Below are 13,623 nucleotides of genomic sequence, written 5' to 3' on the forward strand. Positions count from 1 at the left end.
GGCCTGGGTGTCGTCGCCCGCGCATGGGCGGCGCGGCCACCGGGCGCGACGTGCACCCTCCCCCGGCCCGCAGCGGCGGACGCCCTCCGGCGTCGCCCACGGGTCCGTCTCCCCCAGCGTCCACCGTCGGACCGTGCGTCCGACGCGGGCGCCCGGACCGCCGACGACGTCGCCGCGGCCCCGCCCGCCCGCGCCGTCGCCGCATCCCGTCAGGAGCCCCACCCCGTGCGCAGCACCCCTCGCACCACCGCCCGCACCGGCGCCCCGGCCCGGCGCACCCGCGCCGCCCGCCTCGTCCTCGCCGCGCCCGCGGCCCTGGCCGTCGCCGCGCTCGCGGCCTGCGCCGGCGGCACCGCCTCCGCGGACGGCACCTCCCCCGCCGCGAGCGCGAGCGCGTCCGCGGACGGCTTCACCCCCGTCACCCTCGACAACTGCGGCACCGAGGTCACCGTCGACAGCCCGCCGGAGCGGGTCGTCGCGATCAAGTCGACCTCGATCGAGATGCTGCTCGCCCTCGGCCTGGAGGACCGCCTGGTCGGCACCGCGTTCGCCGACGGCCCCGTGCCCGACGCGTACACCGCCGCCTACGACGCGGTCCCCGTGCTGTCCGACAAGGTCCCCGGGCAGGAGGCGCTGCTCGAGGTGCAGCCCGACTTCGTCTACGCGGGCTGGGAGTCGAACTTCTCCGACGACGGTGCCGGCGAGCGCTCCGCCCTGCAGGGCCTCGGCATCGGCACCTACGTCTCCCCCGCCGCGTGCAAGGAGGACGGGTACATGCCGGACCCGCTGACCTTCGACGGCCTGTTCGACGAGATCCGCGAGGTCGCGTCGGTGTTCGGCGTCGAGGACCGCGCGGAGGACCTGATCGCCGACCAGCAGGCCGCGCTCGACGCCGTCGAGCCCCCGGCCGAGGAGACCACCGCGCTCTGGTACTCGTCCGGCACCGACACCCCGTACGTCGGCGCGGGCATCGGCGCCCCGCAGATGATGATGGACGCCGCCGGCCTGACCAACATCTTCGCGGACGTGCACGACACCTGGACCTCGGCCGGCTGGGAGCAGGTCGTCGCCGCGGACCCGGACGTCATCGTGCTGGTCGACGCCACCTGGAACACCGCCGAGAGCAAGATCGCGATGCTCGAGGGCAACCCGGCCACCAGCCGGCTCACCGCCGTCCAGGAGCACCGGTACCTGACGGTGCCGTTCCCCGCGGCCGAGGCGGGCGTCCGGAACGCCGACGCCGTGGTCGACCTGTCGCAGCAGCTCGCGGACCTGGAGGGCTGACCGCACCGATGACGACCACCGCGCCCCCGGGTGGACGACCCGGCCGGACACGCCGTCGGCGTACCGGTCAGGATCGTCCGCTCGACGCGCGCGCAACCCACGGGAACCGGCCCCCGTGGCGCCCGCCGCTGCTGCCGACCCTGCTCGTGGGCCTCGCGCTGCTGGTCGCCACCGTGCTCGTGTGCGTGACGATCGGCCCGGCGGACATCGCGGTCGCCGACGTCGCGCGCAGCATCGCCGGCCACCTCGGGCTCGGCCCGGCGGCGGGCGCGGACGGCGGGGTGCCGGTGCTGACCGACGCGATCGTGTGGGAGCTGCGGCTGCCGCGAGTGCTGACGGGCGCGGCGGTCGGCGCGGGCCTCGCGCTGGCGGGCGCGGTGATGCAGAGCCTGACCCGCAACCCGCTCGCCGACCCGTACCTGCTGGGGCTGTCGTCCGGCGCCTCGCTCGGGGCCGTCGCGGTGCTGGTCGTCGGCGTGGGCCTGCTGCTGCCGGTCGCGGCGTTCGCCGGGGCGCTCGCCGCGCTGGTCGCGACGCTGAGCCTGGCCCGGGTCGGCGGCGTGCTGACGCCGGGGCGCGCGGTGCTGGCGGGGCTCGCGGTGTCGCAGCTCGCCGCCGCGGGGACATCGTTCGTCATCTTCTGGTCCGCCACCGGCGACTCCTACCGGGAGATCCTCAACTGGCTGCTCGGCTCGCTCGCCGGGTCGACCTGGCAGAGCGTGGCCATCGCGGCCGGGGCGCTCGTCCTCGTCGGCACGGTGCTCGTCGCCTCCGCGGTGCGGCTGGACGCGTTCGCGTTCGGCGACACCGCCGCGGCCGCGCTCGGCATCCACGTCGACCGGACCCGCTGGGTGCTGATGACCCTGGTCGCGCTGCTGACCGGGGCGATGGTGGCGGTGAGCGGGTCGATCGGGTTCGTCGGCCTGGTGCTCCCCCACGCGGTGTCCGCGCTCACCGGGCCCGCGCACCGGCGGCTGCTGCCGGTCGCCGCCGTGGTCGGCGCGATCTTCCTGGTCTGGGCCGACACGGGCGCCCGGACGCTGTTCGACCCGCGGGAGCTGCCGGTCGGCATCGTCACGGCGTTGATCGGCGTGCCGGTGTTCGCGGTGCTGCTGCGGCGCGGGAGGGGGTCGGCGTGGACCTGAGCATCGCGGGCGTCGGCACGCGGCTGGGCGGCCGGTGGGTCGTCGACGGCGTGGACGCGACGCCGCCGCCCGGTGCGCTCACCGGCCTGCTCGGGCCGAACGGCGCCGGCAAGACCACCCTGCTGCGGCTGATCGCCGGGCTGCTCGACCCCGAGGCCGGCGCCGTGCTGCTCGACGACGTCCCCGTGCACACCGTGCCGAGGCGCGAGCGCGCCCGCCGGGTCGCCCTGCTCGAGCAGGAGTCGTCGTCGACCGTCCCGCTCACCGTCCGCGAGGTCGTCGCGCTCGGCCGGATCCCGTACCGGACGCTGTGGGGCGCCGACGCCGACGAGGCCGCCGCCGACCGCGCGCTCGCCGCCGCCGACGCCGCGCACCTGGCCGACCGGGCGTGGTCCGCGCTGTCCGGCGGCGAGCGGCAGCGGGTGCACATCGCCCGCGCGCTCGCGCAGGAGCCCGACCTGCTGCTGCTCGACGAGCCCACCAACCACCTCGACGTCAGCGCCCAGCTGTCGCTGCTGGCGTTCGTCCGCGACCTCGGCCGCACCACGGTCGCCGCGCTGCACGACCTCAACCTGGCCGCCGCGTACTGCGCGCACGTGCTCGTGCTGGCCGAGGGCCGGCTGGTCGCGGCCGGCGACCCGCGCGAGGTGCTCACCGCCGAACTGGTCCGCGCGGTCTACGGCGTCGACTGCGCCGTGCTGACCCACCCGCGGACGGGGCGGCCGGTGATCGCGTTCGGCGACCCGGTGCCGGACGCGCCCGATTCCCGCACCCCCCGGCCCGAGCCGGTCCCCGAAGGAGCACGATGAGGATCACCGTCCTGTCCGGCGGCGTCGGCGGCGCCCGGTTCACCCGCGGCCTGCTGGCCCTGCTGCGCGACCGGCAGCCCGACGGCCAGGGCGGCACGACCGCCGAGGTCACCGTGATCGCCAACACCGGCGACGACATGTGGCTGCACGGCGTCCGTGTCTGCCCCGACCTGGACACCCTCATGTACACGCTCGGGGGCGCCGTGCACGAGGAGCAGGGCTGGGGCCGGCGCGAGGAGACCAGCCGGGTCAGCACCGACCTCGCCGCGTACGGCGTCGGCTGGGACTGGTTCACCCTCGGCGACCTCGACCTCGCCACCCACCTCGCCCGGACCCAGTGGCTCCGCGAGGGCCGCACGCTGTCGGAGGCCACCGCGCTGCTGAGCCGCCGGTGGGGCCTCGCCGAGCAGGGCGTGCGGCTGCTGCCGATGGCGGACGAGCCGGTCGAGACGCACGTCGTCGTCGCCGACCCCGACGGCGACCCGGGAGCCGAGCGGACGATCCACTTCGAGGAGTGGTGGGTCCGGCACCGCGCCGCGCTGCCCGCGCTGCGGTTCGTGCAGGTCGGGCTCGACTCCGCGCAGGCCGCGCCCGGCGTGCTGGACGCGATCGCGTCGGCCGACGTCGTGGTCGTCCCGCCGTCGAACCCCGTCGTGTCGGTGTCGACGATCCTGGCCGTGCCGGGGGTTCGCGCGGCGCTGGCCGCGACCGCGGCCCCGGTGGTGGGCGTGTCCCCGATCGTCGGGGGCGCGCCGGTGCGCGGGATGGCGGCGCAGTGCCTGGCGACGATCGGCGTCGAGGCGACGGCCGAGGCGGTCGCGCAGTACTACGGGCGCCGTGACGACGCCGCGCGCGCGGATGCCGACGCCGGGGTGCTGGACGCGTGGCTGGTGGACACGGTCGACGCCGAGGCCGCGGAGAAGCTGGCCGCGGACGGCTGGCGCGCGGCGGCCGCGCCGACGCTGATGACGGACGTGCCGGCGACGGCGCGCATCGCGGCGGAGGCGCTGGCGCTCGTCGGGCTCTGACGCGCCTGGGCGGCGAGCCGATCACCGCGCCGGGGCGCGCCCGACAAGACGGACCCGCCGAACCGCCCTCGCGCGGCCGAGCGCCCCGCTACCGTCGACGCGAGAGCACCACGGACCCGGGAGGCGGCATGCGACGGCGGCGGGCGGCGGTCCGGGCGGCGGTGACGGCGGGCGGGATCGCGGCTCTGGTGCTGGTGTTCGCCGACGGCCTCCCCCGGATCCCGGTCGTCGCGGATCCCGGACCGTGGACCGTCGTCGCCGGCCCGGACGTCACCGGCGACGCCGCTGCCTGCTGGGACGACCCGGCCCTGCTCTCGGCGATCACACCTACCGTCTGGCCGCCGGCGGCCGTGACCGTGCAGCTGGTGGAGGGCGCGACGCGCGACGACGCGCAGCGGGTCGTGGCGTGCCTGGCCGACCGGGCGGGCTACTCGCCGATCGCGGTGCTCGGGCCCGAGGACTGACGAGGACGGCGCTCAGCCCAGCGGTCCCAGCCGCCGCAGCAGCGCCCCCGTGCGCCCGCCGACCCCGCGCGCGACCAGCGCCGCCAGGTCCGCCGGCACGTCCACGTCGTGCCGCAGCGTCGCGTCCGCGGGCAGCGCGATCTCCGCGTGCCCGAGCGCCCGGTGCGCCGCCGACGATCCGCCGCCGAACGCCGGCCGCAGCGCAGCCCCCGCCCTGGCGGTGAGCAGCGTCGTCCCCGTGCCCTCGGCGTCCGGCAGCACCGCGAGCGGGTGCGCCTCCGCGGCCTCGAGCGCCGCGTCGAGCTCGGCCGGGTCGAGCCCGGGCAGGTCGCCCAGCAGCACCCCGACGTGCGCGGTCGGCGCCTCACCGCGCGCGGCGGCCACCCCGGCGGACACGGCCCGGTCGAGCGACGCCCAGCCGCCCACGGCGTCCTCGGGCGCCGGCGGCGGCTCGGGCAGCACGCGCACCCGCGGCAGCGCCGCCGCAGCCGACGTCACCTCGGGGTCGGCGGTCACCACCACGACCCGGGCGACGCGCGGGCTCGCGAGCACCGCCTCGACCGTGTCGAGGGCCATCGCCCGCACGAGCGCGGCCCGCGCCCGCGGCTCCAGCACGTCGGCCAGCCGGGTCTTGCCGCGCCGCGCGTCCTTCACCGGGACGACCAGGACCCACCGACCGAGCAGCACGGACGCACCCTACGCGGGGCCGCGACGGCGCGGCGCGCGCGTCCGGCACCGGCGACCGGGTGCCGACGAGCGCGTGCCGGCGGGCGCCCGTCCTCGGACGCGCCCGCACGGCGTCGTCGGCCCGGGCAGCCGCGCTCGCCCCCGGCACCGGCCCCGCGCCGTCAGCCGCGACGCCGGTCCAGCGCCGCGTCGATCTCGGCCCGGCGCCCCGTGACGAGCGCGTCGAATGCCTCTCCCGGCAGCGGCCGGTCGACGGTGAACCGGATGCCGCCCTTGGTGGCGTCGAACCCGTCGAGCGTCGCCAGCACCGCGGCCGTGACGTCGGAGCTGAACGGGTACGCCGTGCACCCGCGCGGTCCGACCGCCACCGCCACGAGCGGCCGACCCCGGTGTCGGTACGCGGCCATGCCGTAGCTCGTGCCCTGCTCGGCGTCCGGCACGAGGGCCGGCACCCGGTCGAGCAGCCCGGCGACGACCGCCCGCTCCGGGTCCGGCAGCGACGTGACGTACTCCGTGACCTCGGTCATGGGTGCTCCCCCTCTTCCGCGCGGGTCCGCCTCCCCCGATCCTGGCAGGGCGCGTCCGCCGGGTCAGCCTCTCGCGATCACCCGGATGCGCGCTCCACCCGGGCGGTGCGTCGCCGATGGGTGGGGGGACAGGATGTCGATGGGCCGGGCAGGAGGCGGGGCGATGAGCGTGCGGCAGCGCGTCATGTCTGTGCTCACCCTCGCGGGCTGCCTGTTCGGGGTCGTCGGCATCCCGCTGGGCTGGGGCGCGCACGAGCCCGCGCGGTTCTGCGCCACCGCGGCGGACTGCCCGGACCTGCGCTGGTCGGCGGTCCTCGGCGACCCGGGCGCGGTCGACACGGCCGTCCCGCCCGCGGCGGCCGCCGCGCCCGTCGTTCCCTGAGGGCCGCGGGCCCTCAGCAGTCGGTGTGCCCCGTCGCGCACCACTGGTGCCCGACGTCGACCACCAGCCGCGACCCGGCACCCGGCCCGGGCAGCACGAACGCCCGGAACGGCAGCCGCGCCCGCACGCCGAGACCGACGGTCGACACCCCTTCGAAGCTGCCCGCCCAGGCCACCTGCCGGAACGTCCGGTAGCCCGCGGTGCTCACGAGGTCGGTGCCGACGCCGACGAAGAACGCGTCGGTCGGGACGACGTTCACGCGCGCGACGACCTCGAGCCGCGCCCCGCCGCGGACCGGGACCACGGCGCCGGAGCCGTCGGCCGTGACCTGACCGACGTACCGCACCGACCACGCGGTGAGCGGCCGGTCGACGTCCAGGACGAGCCGGTCGTAGCAGTCGTGCCGACCCGCGCGCACGTCCGTGAGCTGGCCGGCCGACATGCCCGGGACGCCCCTCGCGAGCGAACCCCAGACCTGCCCGCAGTACGGGTGCGCGGACGCCGCGGGTGCCGTGAGCACGGCGGCCCCGAGCAGCAGCGAGAGGACGGACAGCAGGGCGAGCAGTCGGCGGCGCATGGCGGTACCCCCTCGTACCCCGTCCACGGTCCGCCCGCGCCACCGCCCGGTCAACACCCCGTGGCACCCGCGGCGGGTGAGATCGGCAGCGCGCGGGCCTCGGGCACAATGGCGCGATGACCCTCTGGCTGACCGGCGACGCCGACGCGGACCGCCTGCTCGACTCCGACCCGTTCGCCCTGCTCGTCGGGATGCTGCTCGACCAGCAGGTCACGATGGAGTCGGCGTTCGCGGGCCCGGCCAAGATCGAGCAGCGCATGAGCGGGTTCGACGTCCGGCGCATCGCCGAGGCCGACCCCGAGGAGTTCGCCGCGCTGTGCGCCACTCCCCCGGCCGTGCACCGGTTCCCGGGGTCGATGGCGGGCCGCATCCAGGCGGTCGCCCGCGCTGTGGTCGACGACTACGACGGCGACGTGACCCGGATCTGGGTCGACGGCGACCCGGACGGCGCGCTCGTGCTGAAGCGGCTCAAGGCGCTGCCCGGGTTCGGCGACCAGAAGGCCCGCATCTTCCTGGCGCTGCTCGCCAAGCAGCGCGGGGTCACCCCCGCCGGCTGGCAGGAGGCGGCGGGCGCCTACGCGGACGACGTGCCGCGGTCGATCGCCGACGTGCGCGACCCGGAGTCGCTGCGCCGGGTCCGGGAGACCAAGCAGGCCGCGAAGGCCGCCGCGCGGGCCGCCAAGGCCTGACGCCCGGGCCGGTCGGGGCCCGCCCGGCCCCGCCTGCCGCCGAGGGGGTACTCGACGCGTCGAGCGAGTACTCGCCGACTGCTCGCTCGACGCGTCGACTGCTCGCTCGACGCACGAGGCTGCCGGGGCGGCGCGCGGGTCAGACGTCTCGGGTCGGCGAGCGCAGCCAGTCGTCGAACGTCAGGCGCCCGCGGAGCGCGTCGGGGCCCCCGCGGAGGGCGCCCGACGCCAGGCCCGCGCCGTACCCGCCGGGCAGCCGCACCTCCAGCACCCGGCGGCCCGTCCCGTCGTGGGTCGACTGGCGGCGGATCATGCCCGCCAGGGTGTCGTCCGCGGGGCCGACCAGGTCGGGCGCGCGGCCGACCGGCCCACCCTCGGCTACCCGCACGAGGTGCTCGGCGACCTCGGCCGCCGCCACGGGGCGGGTCAGCGTCCGCGGAGCCAGCGTCACCGGCCCGAGCGACGCCCGCGCCACGATCTGCCCGGCGAACTCGTGAAACTGCGCGGCGCGGACGATCGAGTGCGGGACCGCCGCGGCGGCCACCAGCCGCTCCTGCGCCAGCTTTCCCGCGTAGTACGACGCGTCGATCCCGTCGATGCCGACGATCGACAGCGCGACGTGGTGCCGCACCCCGGCGCGCTCCTCCGCGGCGAGCAGCCGGCGCGTCGTCGCCTCGAAGAACGCGACCGCGCGCCGCGCCGACAGCGTCGTCGTGCTGAGCACGTCGACCACCACGTCGGCCCCGGCGAGCGCGGCGTCCACCGCGGCGTCGGGACCGCCGGCGACGTCGACGCCCGCCCCCCTGCTCAGGACGGCGACGTCGTGCCCCCGCTCGGCCGCGACGCGCACCACGTGCCGGCCGACCACCCCGGTCCCGCCGCAGACGGCGATCCTCATCTCCTGCTCCTCGTGCTCGTGCTCGCGCACGGCGGGCGCCGCGCGTCGCCCTGTCGACGACGGAGGGCACCCGGGTGTGAGGTCACCCCGGCAAGGTCCCTAGCCCGCGAGCCCCTTCGGCACCGACAGCCCGAGCAGCCGCAGCAGCCGGACCACCGTCTCCTCGACGAACGTGTCCTCCGGCTCCTCGCCCTCGATCGCCATGAGGCGACGCACCTCGTTCGGCTGCACGTCGAGCGCGCCCACCGACTCGGCCCACGTGGCGAAGGCCTCCGCCTCGGCCTCGATGTCGACCGGCTCGCTCTCGGCCGGGTCGTCGTACAGGTCGCGCGGCTGGAAACCGAGGTAGAACCGGCCCAGGCCCTCCGGGGCCGGCCGGTAGTCGATGACCGCGATGTCGCTGTCCTGGACCTCGATCGCCAGGCTCGGGGTGGCCGCGAGGTCGCCGCCCCACCGACCGTCGCCGTACTGGAACTTCTCGGACGTGCCCAACCCGGGCCTCCCTCTCGTCGTGCCCCCGCCGTCGGCGCCGCGCCCGCGGGCCCGGCGTCGCGATGCTAGCCGCGCCCGGGTGGGTGGCGGCGCACCCGGCGCCCGGGTGATCCTGCGCGCCGGGTTCGCGGCCCACCGGCCGGTGCTGGCACGATCGCCGCATGATCGTGGTGACCAGCAACGAGATCCCCGGCTACCGCATCCAGGCGGTGCTCGGCGAGGTCATGGGCCTGACCGTGCGCTCGACCAACATCGGAGCGAACTTCACGGCGGGCTTCCGCTCCATCGGCGGCGGCGAGATCCCCGAGTACACCAAGATCATGTACGAGTCCCGGCACGAGGTGATGCGCCGCATGACCGAGGAGGCGGCGCAGCGCGGGGCCAACGCGATCGTTGCGATGCGGTTCGACACCGACTCGATCGGGCAGTTCAGCGAGGTGTGCGCCTACGGCACCGCGGTCATCGCGGAGCCGATCCCGGCCGGCGAGCCGGGCGCGACGGGGCAGTCGGCGCAGATCGCGGGGCAGCAGCCGGGGCGGTGACTCAGTCAGCCGCGCGAGCACGCACACATTGACGGCGCGTCTTGCACCCATGTCGGCGGCCCGTGCCACAGTGGTATGAGTGATCGACGTCCGAGCGGAGGAGAGCGTCGTGGCACCTGCAGGAGTTCTCGAGCAGCTCACGGTCGAGCAGGCGCGGGCGAGGCGCGCTGCGATCCTGGCTGAGCAAGGAGTCACGGCGGACGAGCTCCGCGAGCTGGGCGCGGCGTACCGCCTCGACGCCGTCGGCGTGGCCGCCCTGTCAGAGCTTGATCTCCTGGACTACCTGCTCGACGACGCCCCAGCCGTGTGAGCGAGCGCGCGGGCGCTCTTCCGGATCAGGCGAAGAGCTTCGCCACCAGTCTCACGGCGATGGTCTTCGGTGTACTGGGGGACGGGTGCGCGCCATTCCGAGCCACCATGCTCTCGGGAGGTGGACGTACGAGGTTCGCCGTGCGGCAGTTCCCCGATACGGGGATTCCTCTGCCCCTGCCGGACGACGAGGTCGTGACGCTGGTGGTCAGCTACCTCTGTGCACTGGACACCGCAGGCGTGCACATGCGCGTCGACAAGTCGACGTTCGCGGTCTACTTCGGCCCGGCGGCGGGTATACCCCTGTTCCGGTACGACTATGACGCGACGCGAGGTGGTCATCTGCCCCGCGCGCATCTGCAGGTCCCCCACGACAGGCAAGACCTGGCGGCAGTGGTTTCGTTGGCCGGCGATGCGACCCCCCTCGCACGCAAGCGAACGAGAGACATCACCCTCAAGGGCCGTCTGCCACGACCCGACGATTTGCACTTCCCCGTCGGCGGCGACCGCTTCCGGCCGGCACTCGAGGACGTGTTGCAGATCTTGATCGATGTGCTCGGGGTACGAGCTCAGGTCGGGTGGCGCAACGTCATCATCGAGAACCGTCGGGAGTGGCGTACGAAGCAGCTGAAGGCCGCGACCCGCGACCACCCGGCTGCCGCAGCCGCGGCGCTCGAGCAGCTTGGGTACCGCGTCCAGCGCCCCGATGGCGGTCACCCCGCAGCAACGGACCGAAGCCTGAACGACATCTGATCCGCGTCATTCACCTGAAATCCGATCGTTGCTCGCCTGCTGAGTCGTCGTTCTGACCGCCGTCGACGAACGCCCCGTACTCGAGAGCGGCCAGCAGGTCCTCGGCCTCCAGGTCGGGGTAGTCGTCCAGGATGTCCTTGCTCGACATGCCCGCGGACATCACCCCGAGCAGCATGGACACCGGGTACCGCAGTCCATGCACGACCGGCTGACCGTGGCAGATGCCCGGGTCTGACGTGATGCGATCGAGGCGCGCCATGCAGTCGACGCTAGCGATCGACGCGCCAGCGCGACAGGGCGACCTGCCGCAGCCTCAGCGCACCTCGCCGCCGGCCCCCGCCGCGTCCTTCCACCCGCGCGCGTACGCCTCCGCGGTGCCCTCGGCGAACATGTCGTCCGGGCCGGTCCGCACCAGCACCCGCGCCCCCGGACCGTCCTCGACGGTCACGACGTGCGCCAGCCCGCGCACCACCGCGACGGGCCGCCCGGTCGCCTTGCCCTTGACCAGCTCGGCGGCGGCCGCGATCTCGTCGGCGACGGCCGCCATGCTGACCTGCAGCGGGCGGCCGTGCGTGTCCGTCGAGCCGCGCAGGTCGTCCAGCACCCGCACCCCCGCCGCCCCGATGGCGATGTCGGTCTGGCCCTGCCGCCAGGGTCGCCCGGCCGTGTCGGACACCACGACCCCGACCGTCACCCCGAACCGCTCCCCCAGCGCCGTGCGCAGCGCCCGGGCCGTCGCGTCGGGGTCGACGGGCAGCAGCAGGACCGTGCCCTCGTCCACGTTCGACGCGTCGACGCCGGCGGCGGCCATCACCAAGCCGAGCCGGTTCTCGACGATCCGCGTGACGCCGCCGGGGTGCTCGCGGGTCGCGACGACGCGCACCGTCTCGGCGGTGATCGCCGCCTCGCGGTCCTCGGCCTGCACGACGCGGCCCTCGGCCTTGGACACGACCTTGCTCGTCACGACGAGGACGTCGCCGTCCGCGAGCGCCGTCGACGGTCTGGCCGACGCGTCCGCCGCCAGGGCGTCGCCGAGCAGCGCGGCCAGGTCGTCGCCGGGGCGCACCTCGCCGATGCCGGGGACGCCCCAGGCGGTGAGCAGGTCGGCCGCGGCGGAGACCGGGCCGGCGCCGGCGTCGGTCACCGTCAGCGCACCAGCTTCGGCAGCACGTCCCGGCCGAACACGTCGATCCACTCGCGCTGGTTGCGGCCCACGTTGTGCAGGTAGATGCGGTCGAAGCCGAGGTCGACGTACTTCTGGATCTCGGCCCGGTGCACGTCGGGGTCGGCCGAGATGACCATGCGGCCCTCGAAGTCCTCCGGGCGCACGAGCTTGGCCATCTGCGCGAAGTCGAACGGCGAGCGGATGTCGCCCTTGGGGAACTTCATGCCGCCGTTGGGCCACTCGACCATGGCGTTCTCGAGCGCCTGCTCGTCGGTGTCCGCCCAGGACAGGTGCAGCTGGAGCACCTTCGGCAGGTCCTCCGGGTTGCGGCCCGACTCGCGTACGCCCTCGTCGAACTTCCCGAACAGGCCGCTGATCTTCTCCAGCGGGGCGCCGACGGTGATGAGGCCGTCCGCGTGCTTGCCCGCGCGCTTGGCCGTGACGGGGCCGGCCGTGGCGACCAGGATCTCCGGGGCGACCTCGGGCATGGTCCACAGCCGGGTCGACTCGACCTTGTAGAACTGGCCCGCGTGCTTGACGTCCTTGCCCGCCAGCGAGGCCGTGAACAGCTTCTTGATGATGTCGATGGCCTCGAACATCCGGTTGATGCGCTCGGGCGCCTCGGGCCAGTACTGGGCCGTGATGTGCTCGTTCAGCGCCTCGCCGGACCCCAGACCCAGCCAGTGCCGGCCCGGGTACATCGCGGCGAGCGTCGCCGACGCCTGCGCGACCATCGCCGGGTGCCAGCGGAACGTCGGCGCGGTCACCCCGGGGCCCATGTCGCCGGTGGTGCGCTCGCCGAGAGCGGCCAGCACGTTCCACACGAACGCGGACTGCCCCTGCTGCGGCACCCACGGCTGGTAGTGGTCGGCCGCCATCGTGCCGAGGAACCCCTGGGACTCCGCGTAGGCGGACAGCTCGACCGCCTCGGTCGGATGGAACTGCTCCAGCATCGCCGCGTACCCGACCTGCAGGCCCTCGGCCACCACACCCTGTGCCACGAACGCTCTCCCTCGTGCCCGGGCCGCGCGGACGCGCGCCCCACCGTCGAGCCTAACCAGCGGGTGTTACGGGGACATTCCGGGGCCCGACGACCACCAGCCGACCAGGGCCGCGACGTTCCCCCGGACCACCAGCCAGGTGAGCGCGACCAGCAGGACGGTCGCGAAAAGGCGTTCGACCCGCTGCGTCGCGAACGGGGGCGACGCCGTCCCGGCGGCAGCCGCCCGATCGGCCGCCGCCCACGACCGCAGCCCGGCAACGCCCGCGCCGATCAGGAGCCACGCGAGCACCACACCGCCGAGCGCGCTCAGGACCACCTCCCACGCCGGTCGGCCGAGCTCCGACATCAGGTGGAGCCGGGTCGCGACGCCCGGCGGCCACGGTCCGGCCGACCACATCACGTCGTCGACGGACGCGAGGGTGAGGCCCTCGCGCTCGAGCCCGACCGCCCCGCGGACAGCGACCCCGACACCGAGGAGCACGAGGACCACCCGGGCGAGCGCCACCCATCGCGCCTCGTCCAGGGCGCCGATTCGTCGCAGGCTCCGCACCAGCCGGACGACCGCCGCGACGGCGAGGCCGACGGCGGCGAGCACGAGGAGCACCAGGACCCGGTCGGCGAGCACGACGCACAGAACGACGGCGGCGACGGCTGCGACGACCCCACCGACTGCGACGCCCAGCGCGCGCTCCCACCCCGCTGGGCGGGGCGCGCCGTCCCGGTCCGGCACCGGCCACCTCCTCGTCGACGTCGGAGAACCAGCGAAGCAGGAGTCACGGGGCAGGCGTGCCCGCGGCACCACCTACGCGAGCGCGTCTTGACCCGCCCCGCCGCCCGCTGCGACGCTCCCCCGGCCGACGTGAGGAGCA

19 protein-coding genes are annotated in these 13,623 nt (G+C 75.6%); 10 read left to right on the forward strand and 9 right to left on the reverse strand.

What is annotated here, in order from left to right:
- Positions 1–225 precede the first annotated feature (225 nt).
- From J5O08_RS20860 to J5O08_RS07510, 5 genes are all read left to right on the forward strand, one after another.
- Positions 226–1,284 (forward strand): putative F420-0 ABC transporter substrate-binding protein, encoded by a 1,059-nt coding sequence (locus tag J5O08_RS20860; RefSeq protein WP_374225945.1) that lies wholly within the window; start codon positions 226–228, stop codon positions 1,282–1,284.
- Positions 1,285–1,292: 8 nt separating this feature from the next.
- Positions 1,293–2,429, forward strand: a complete 1,137-nt coding sequence (locus J5O08_RS07495; protein WP_218706256.1) for a putative F420-0 ABC transporter permease subunit — start codon at positions 1,293–1,295, stop codon at positions 2,427–2,429.
- Positions 2,420–3,238: a putative F420-0 ABC transporter ATP-binding protein gene (locus tag J5O08_RS07500; protein WP_218706257.1), complete on the forward strand. Its 819-nt coding sequence runs from the start codon at positions 2,420–2,422 to the stop codon at positions 3,236–3,238. The genes J5O08_RS07495 and J5O08_RS07500 overlap by 10 nt, the downstream gene beginning before the upstream one ends.
- Positions 3,235–4,266 carry a 2-phospho-L-lactate transferase gene (gene cofD, locus J5O08_RS07505; RefSeq protein ID WP_218706259.1) on the forward strand — a complete coding sequence of 344 codons (1,032 nt, stop codon included), beginning with the start codon at positions 3,235–3,237 and terminating at the stop codon, positions 4,264–4,266. The genes J5O08_RS07500 and cofD overlap by 4 nt, the downstream gene beginning before the upstream one ends.
- A 128-nt stretch (positions 4,267–4,394) precedes the next feature.
- Positions 4,395–4,730, forward strand: coding sequence for a hypothetical protein (locus J5O08_RS07510; RefSeq protein ID WP_218706260.1), 336 nt, complete (start codon positions 4,395–4,397; stop codon positions 4,728–4,730).
- Between the two features lie 12 nt (positions 4,731–4,742).
- On the opposite strand, the gene cofC is transcribed toward J5O08_RS07510, so the two are convergent.
- Complete coding sequence (gene cofC / locus J5O08_RS07515) at positions 4,743–5,417, reverse strand: 2-phospho-L-lactate guanylyltransferase (protein ID WP_308281460.1); 675 nt, start codon at positions 5,415–5,417, stop codon at positions 4,743–4,745.
- Between the two features lie 161 nt (positions 5,418–5,578).
- Positions 5,579–5,944 carry an iron chaperone gene (locus J5O08_RS07520; RefSeq protein WP_218706261.1) on the reverse strand — a complete coding sequence of 122 codons (366 nt, stop codon included), beginning with the start codon at positions 5,942–5,944 and terminating at the stop codon, positions 5,579–5,581.
- Between the two features lie 163 nt (positions 5,945–6,107).
- Between J5O08_RS07520 and J5O08_RS07525 the strand changes: the two genes are divergently transcribed.
- Positions 6,108–6,326 carry a hypothetical protein gene (locus J5O08_RS07525; protein ID WP_218706262.1) on the forward strand — a complete coding sequence of 73 codons (219 nt, stop codon included), beginning with the start codon at positions 6,108–6,110 and terminating at the stop codon, positions 6,324–6,326.
- 13 nt (positions 6,327–6,339) lie between these two features.
- Here J5O08_RS07525 and J5O08_RS07530 read toward each other — a convergent pair whose 3' ends face one another.
- Positions 6,340–6,903 (reverse strand): hypothetical protein, encoded by a 564-nt coding sequence (locus J5O08_RS07530; RefSeq protein ID WP_218706263.1) that lies wholly within the window; start codon positions 6,901–6,903, stop codon positions 6,340–6,342.
- Between the two features lie 116 nt (positions 6,904–7,019).
- Between J5O08_RS07530 and J5O08_RS07535 the strand changes: the two genes are divergently transcribed.
- Entirely contained in the window at positions 7,020–7,592 is a 573-nt protein-coding gene (locus J5O08_RS07535) for an HhH-GPD-type base excision DNA repair protein (protein WP_218706264.1), read from the forward strand.
- A gap of 139 nt (positions 7,593–7,731) precedes the next feature.
- On the opposite strand, the gene J5O08_RS07540 is transcribed toward J5O08_RS07535, so the two are convergent.
- Together J5O08_RS07540 and J5O08_RS07545 are read right to left on the reverse strand one after the other, a co-directional pair.
- A complete protein-coding gene (locus J5O08_RS07540) occupies positions 7,732–8,490 on the reverse strand; it encodes an SDR family oxidoreductase (protein ID WP_218706265.1) in 759 nt (252 codons plus the stop codon).
- Between the two features lie 99 nt (positions 8,491–8,589).
- Positions 8,590–8,982 carry a hypothetical protein gene (locus J5O08_RS07545; RefSeq protein WP_217614030.1) on the reverse strand — a complete coding sequence of 131 codons (393 nt, stop codon included), beginning with the start codon at positions 8,980–8,982 and terminating at the stop codon, positions 8,590–8,592.
- 161 nt (positions 8,983–9,143) lie between these two features.
- Between J5O08_RS07545 and J5O08_RS07550 the strand changes: the two genes are divergently transcribed.
- From J5O08_RS07550 to J5O08_RS07560, 3 genes are all read left to right on the forward strand, one after another.
- Complete coding sequence (locus J5O08_RS07550; protein ID WP_166943435.1) at positions 9,144–9,524, forward strand: YbjQ family protein; 381 nt, start codon at positions 9,144–9,146, stop codon at positions 9,522–9,524.
- A 79-nt stretch (positions 9,525–9,603) separates the two neighbouring features.
- Positions 9,604–9,834 carry a hypothetical protein gene (locus J5O08_RS07555; RefSeq protein WP_218706266.1) on the forward strand — a complete coding sequence of 77 codons (231 nt, stop codon included), beginning with the start codon at positions 9,604–9,606 and terminating at the stop codon, positions 9,832–9,834.
- A 140-nt stretch (positions 9,835–9,974) separates the two neighbouring features.
- Positions 9,975–10,586 carry a hypothetical protein gene (locus J5O08_RS07560; protein WP_218706267.1) on the forward strand — a complete coding sequence of 204 codons (612 nt, stop codon included), beginning with the start codon at positions 9,975–9,977 and terminating at the stop codon, positions 10,584–10,586.
- Between the two features lie 10 nt (positions 10,587–10,596).
- Here the strand turns inward: J5O08_RS07560 and J5O08_RS07565 are convergent, their stop codons facing one another.
- The 4 genes from J5O08_RS07565 to J5O08_RS07580 form a co-directional block, all read right to left on the reverse strand.
- A complete protein-coding gene (locus tag J5O08_RS07565) occupies positions 10,597–10,845 on the reverse strand; it encodes a DUF433 domain-containing protein (protein ID WP_218706268.1) in 249 nt (82 codons plus the stop codon).
- 54 nt (positions 10,846–10,899) lie between these two features.
- Positions 10,900–11,688, reverse strand: coding sequence for a coenzyme F420-0:L-glutamate ligase (locus tag J5O08_RS07570; RefSeq protein WP_218706308.1), 789 nt, complete (start codon positions 11,686–11,688; stop codon positions 10,900–10,902).
- A 44-nt stretch (positions 11,689–11,732) separates the two neighbouring features.
- Positions 11,733–12,704 (reverse strand): TIGR03557 family F420-dependent LLM class oxidoreductase, encoded by a 972-nt coding sequence (locus J5O08_RS07575; protein ID WP_147797194.1) that lies wholly within the window; start codon positions 12,702–12,704, stop codon positions 11,733–11,735.
- A 114-nt stretch (positions 12,705–12,818) separates the two neighbouring features.
- Positions 12,819–13,484 (reverse strand): hypothetical protein, encoded by a 666-nt coding sequence (locus tag J5O08_RS07580; RefSeq protein WP_218706269.1) that lies wholly within the window; start codon positions 13,482–13,484, stop codon positions 12,819–12,821.
- Positions 13,485–13,623: the final 139 nt, after the last annotated feature.

The sequence above is a fragment of the Cellulomonas sp. PS-H5 genome, from assembly GCF_019265565.1.
Classification (GTDB): Bacteria; Actinomycetota; Actinomycetes; order Actinomycetales; family Cellulomonadaceae; genus Cellulomonas.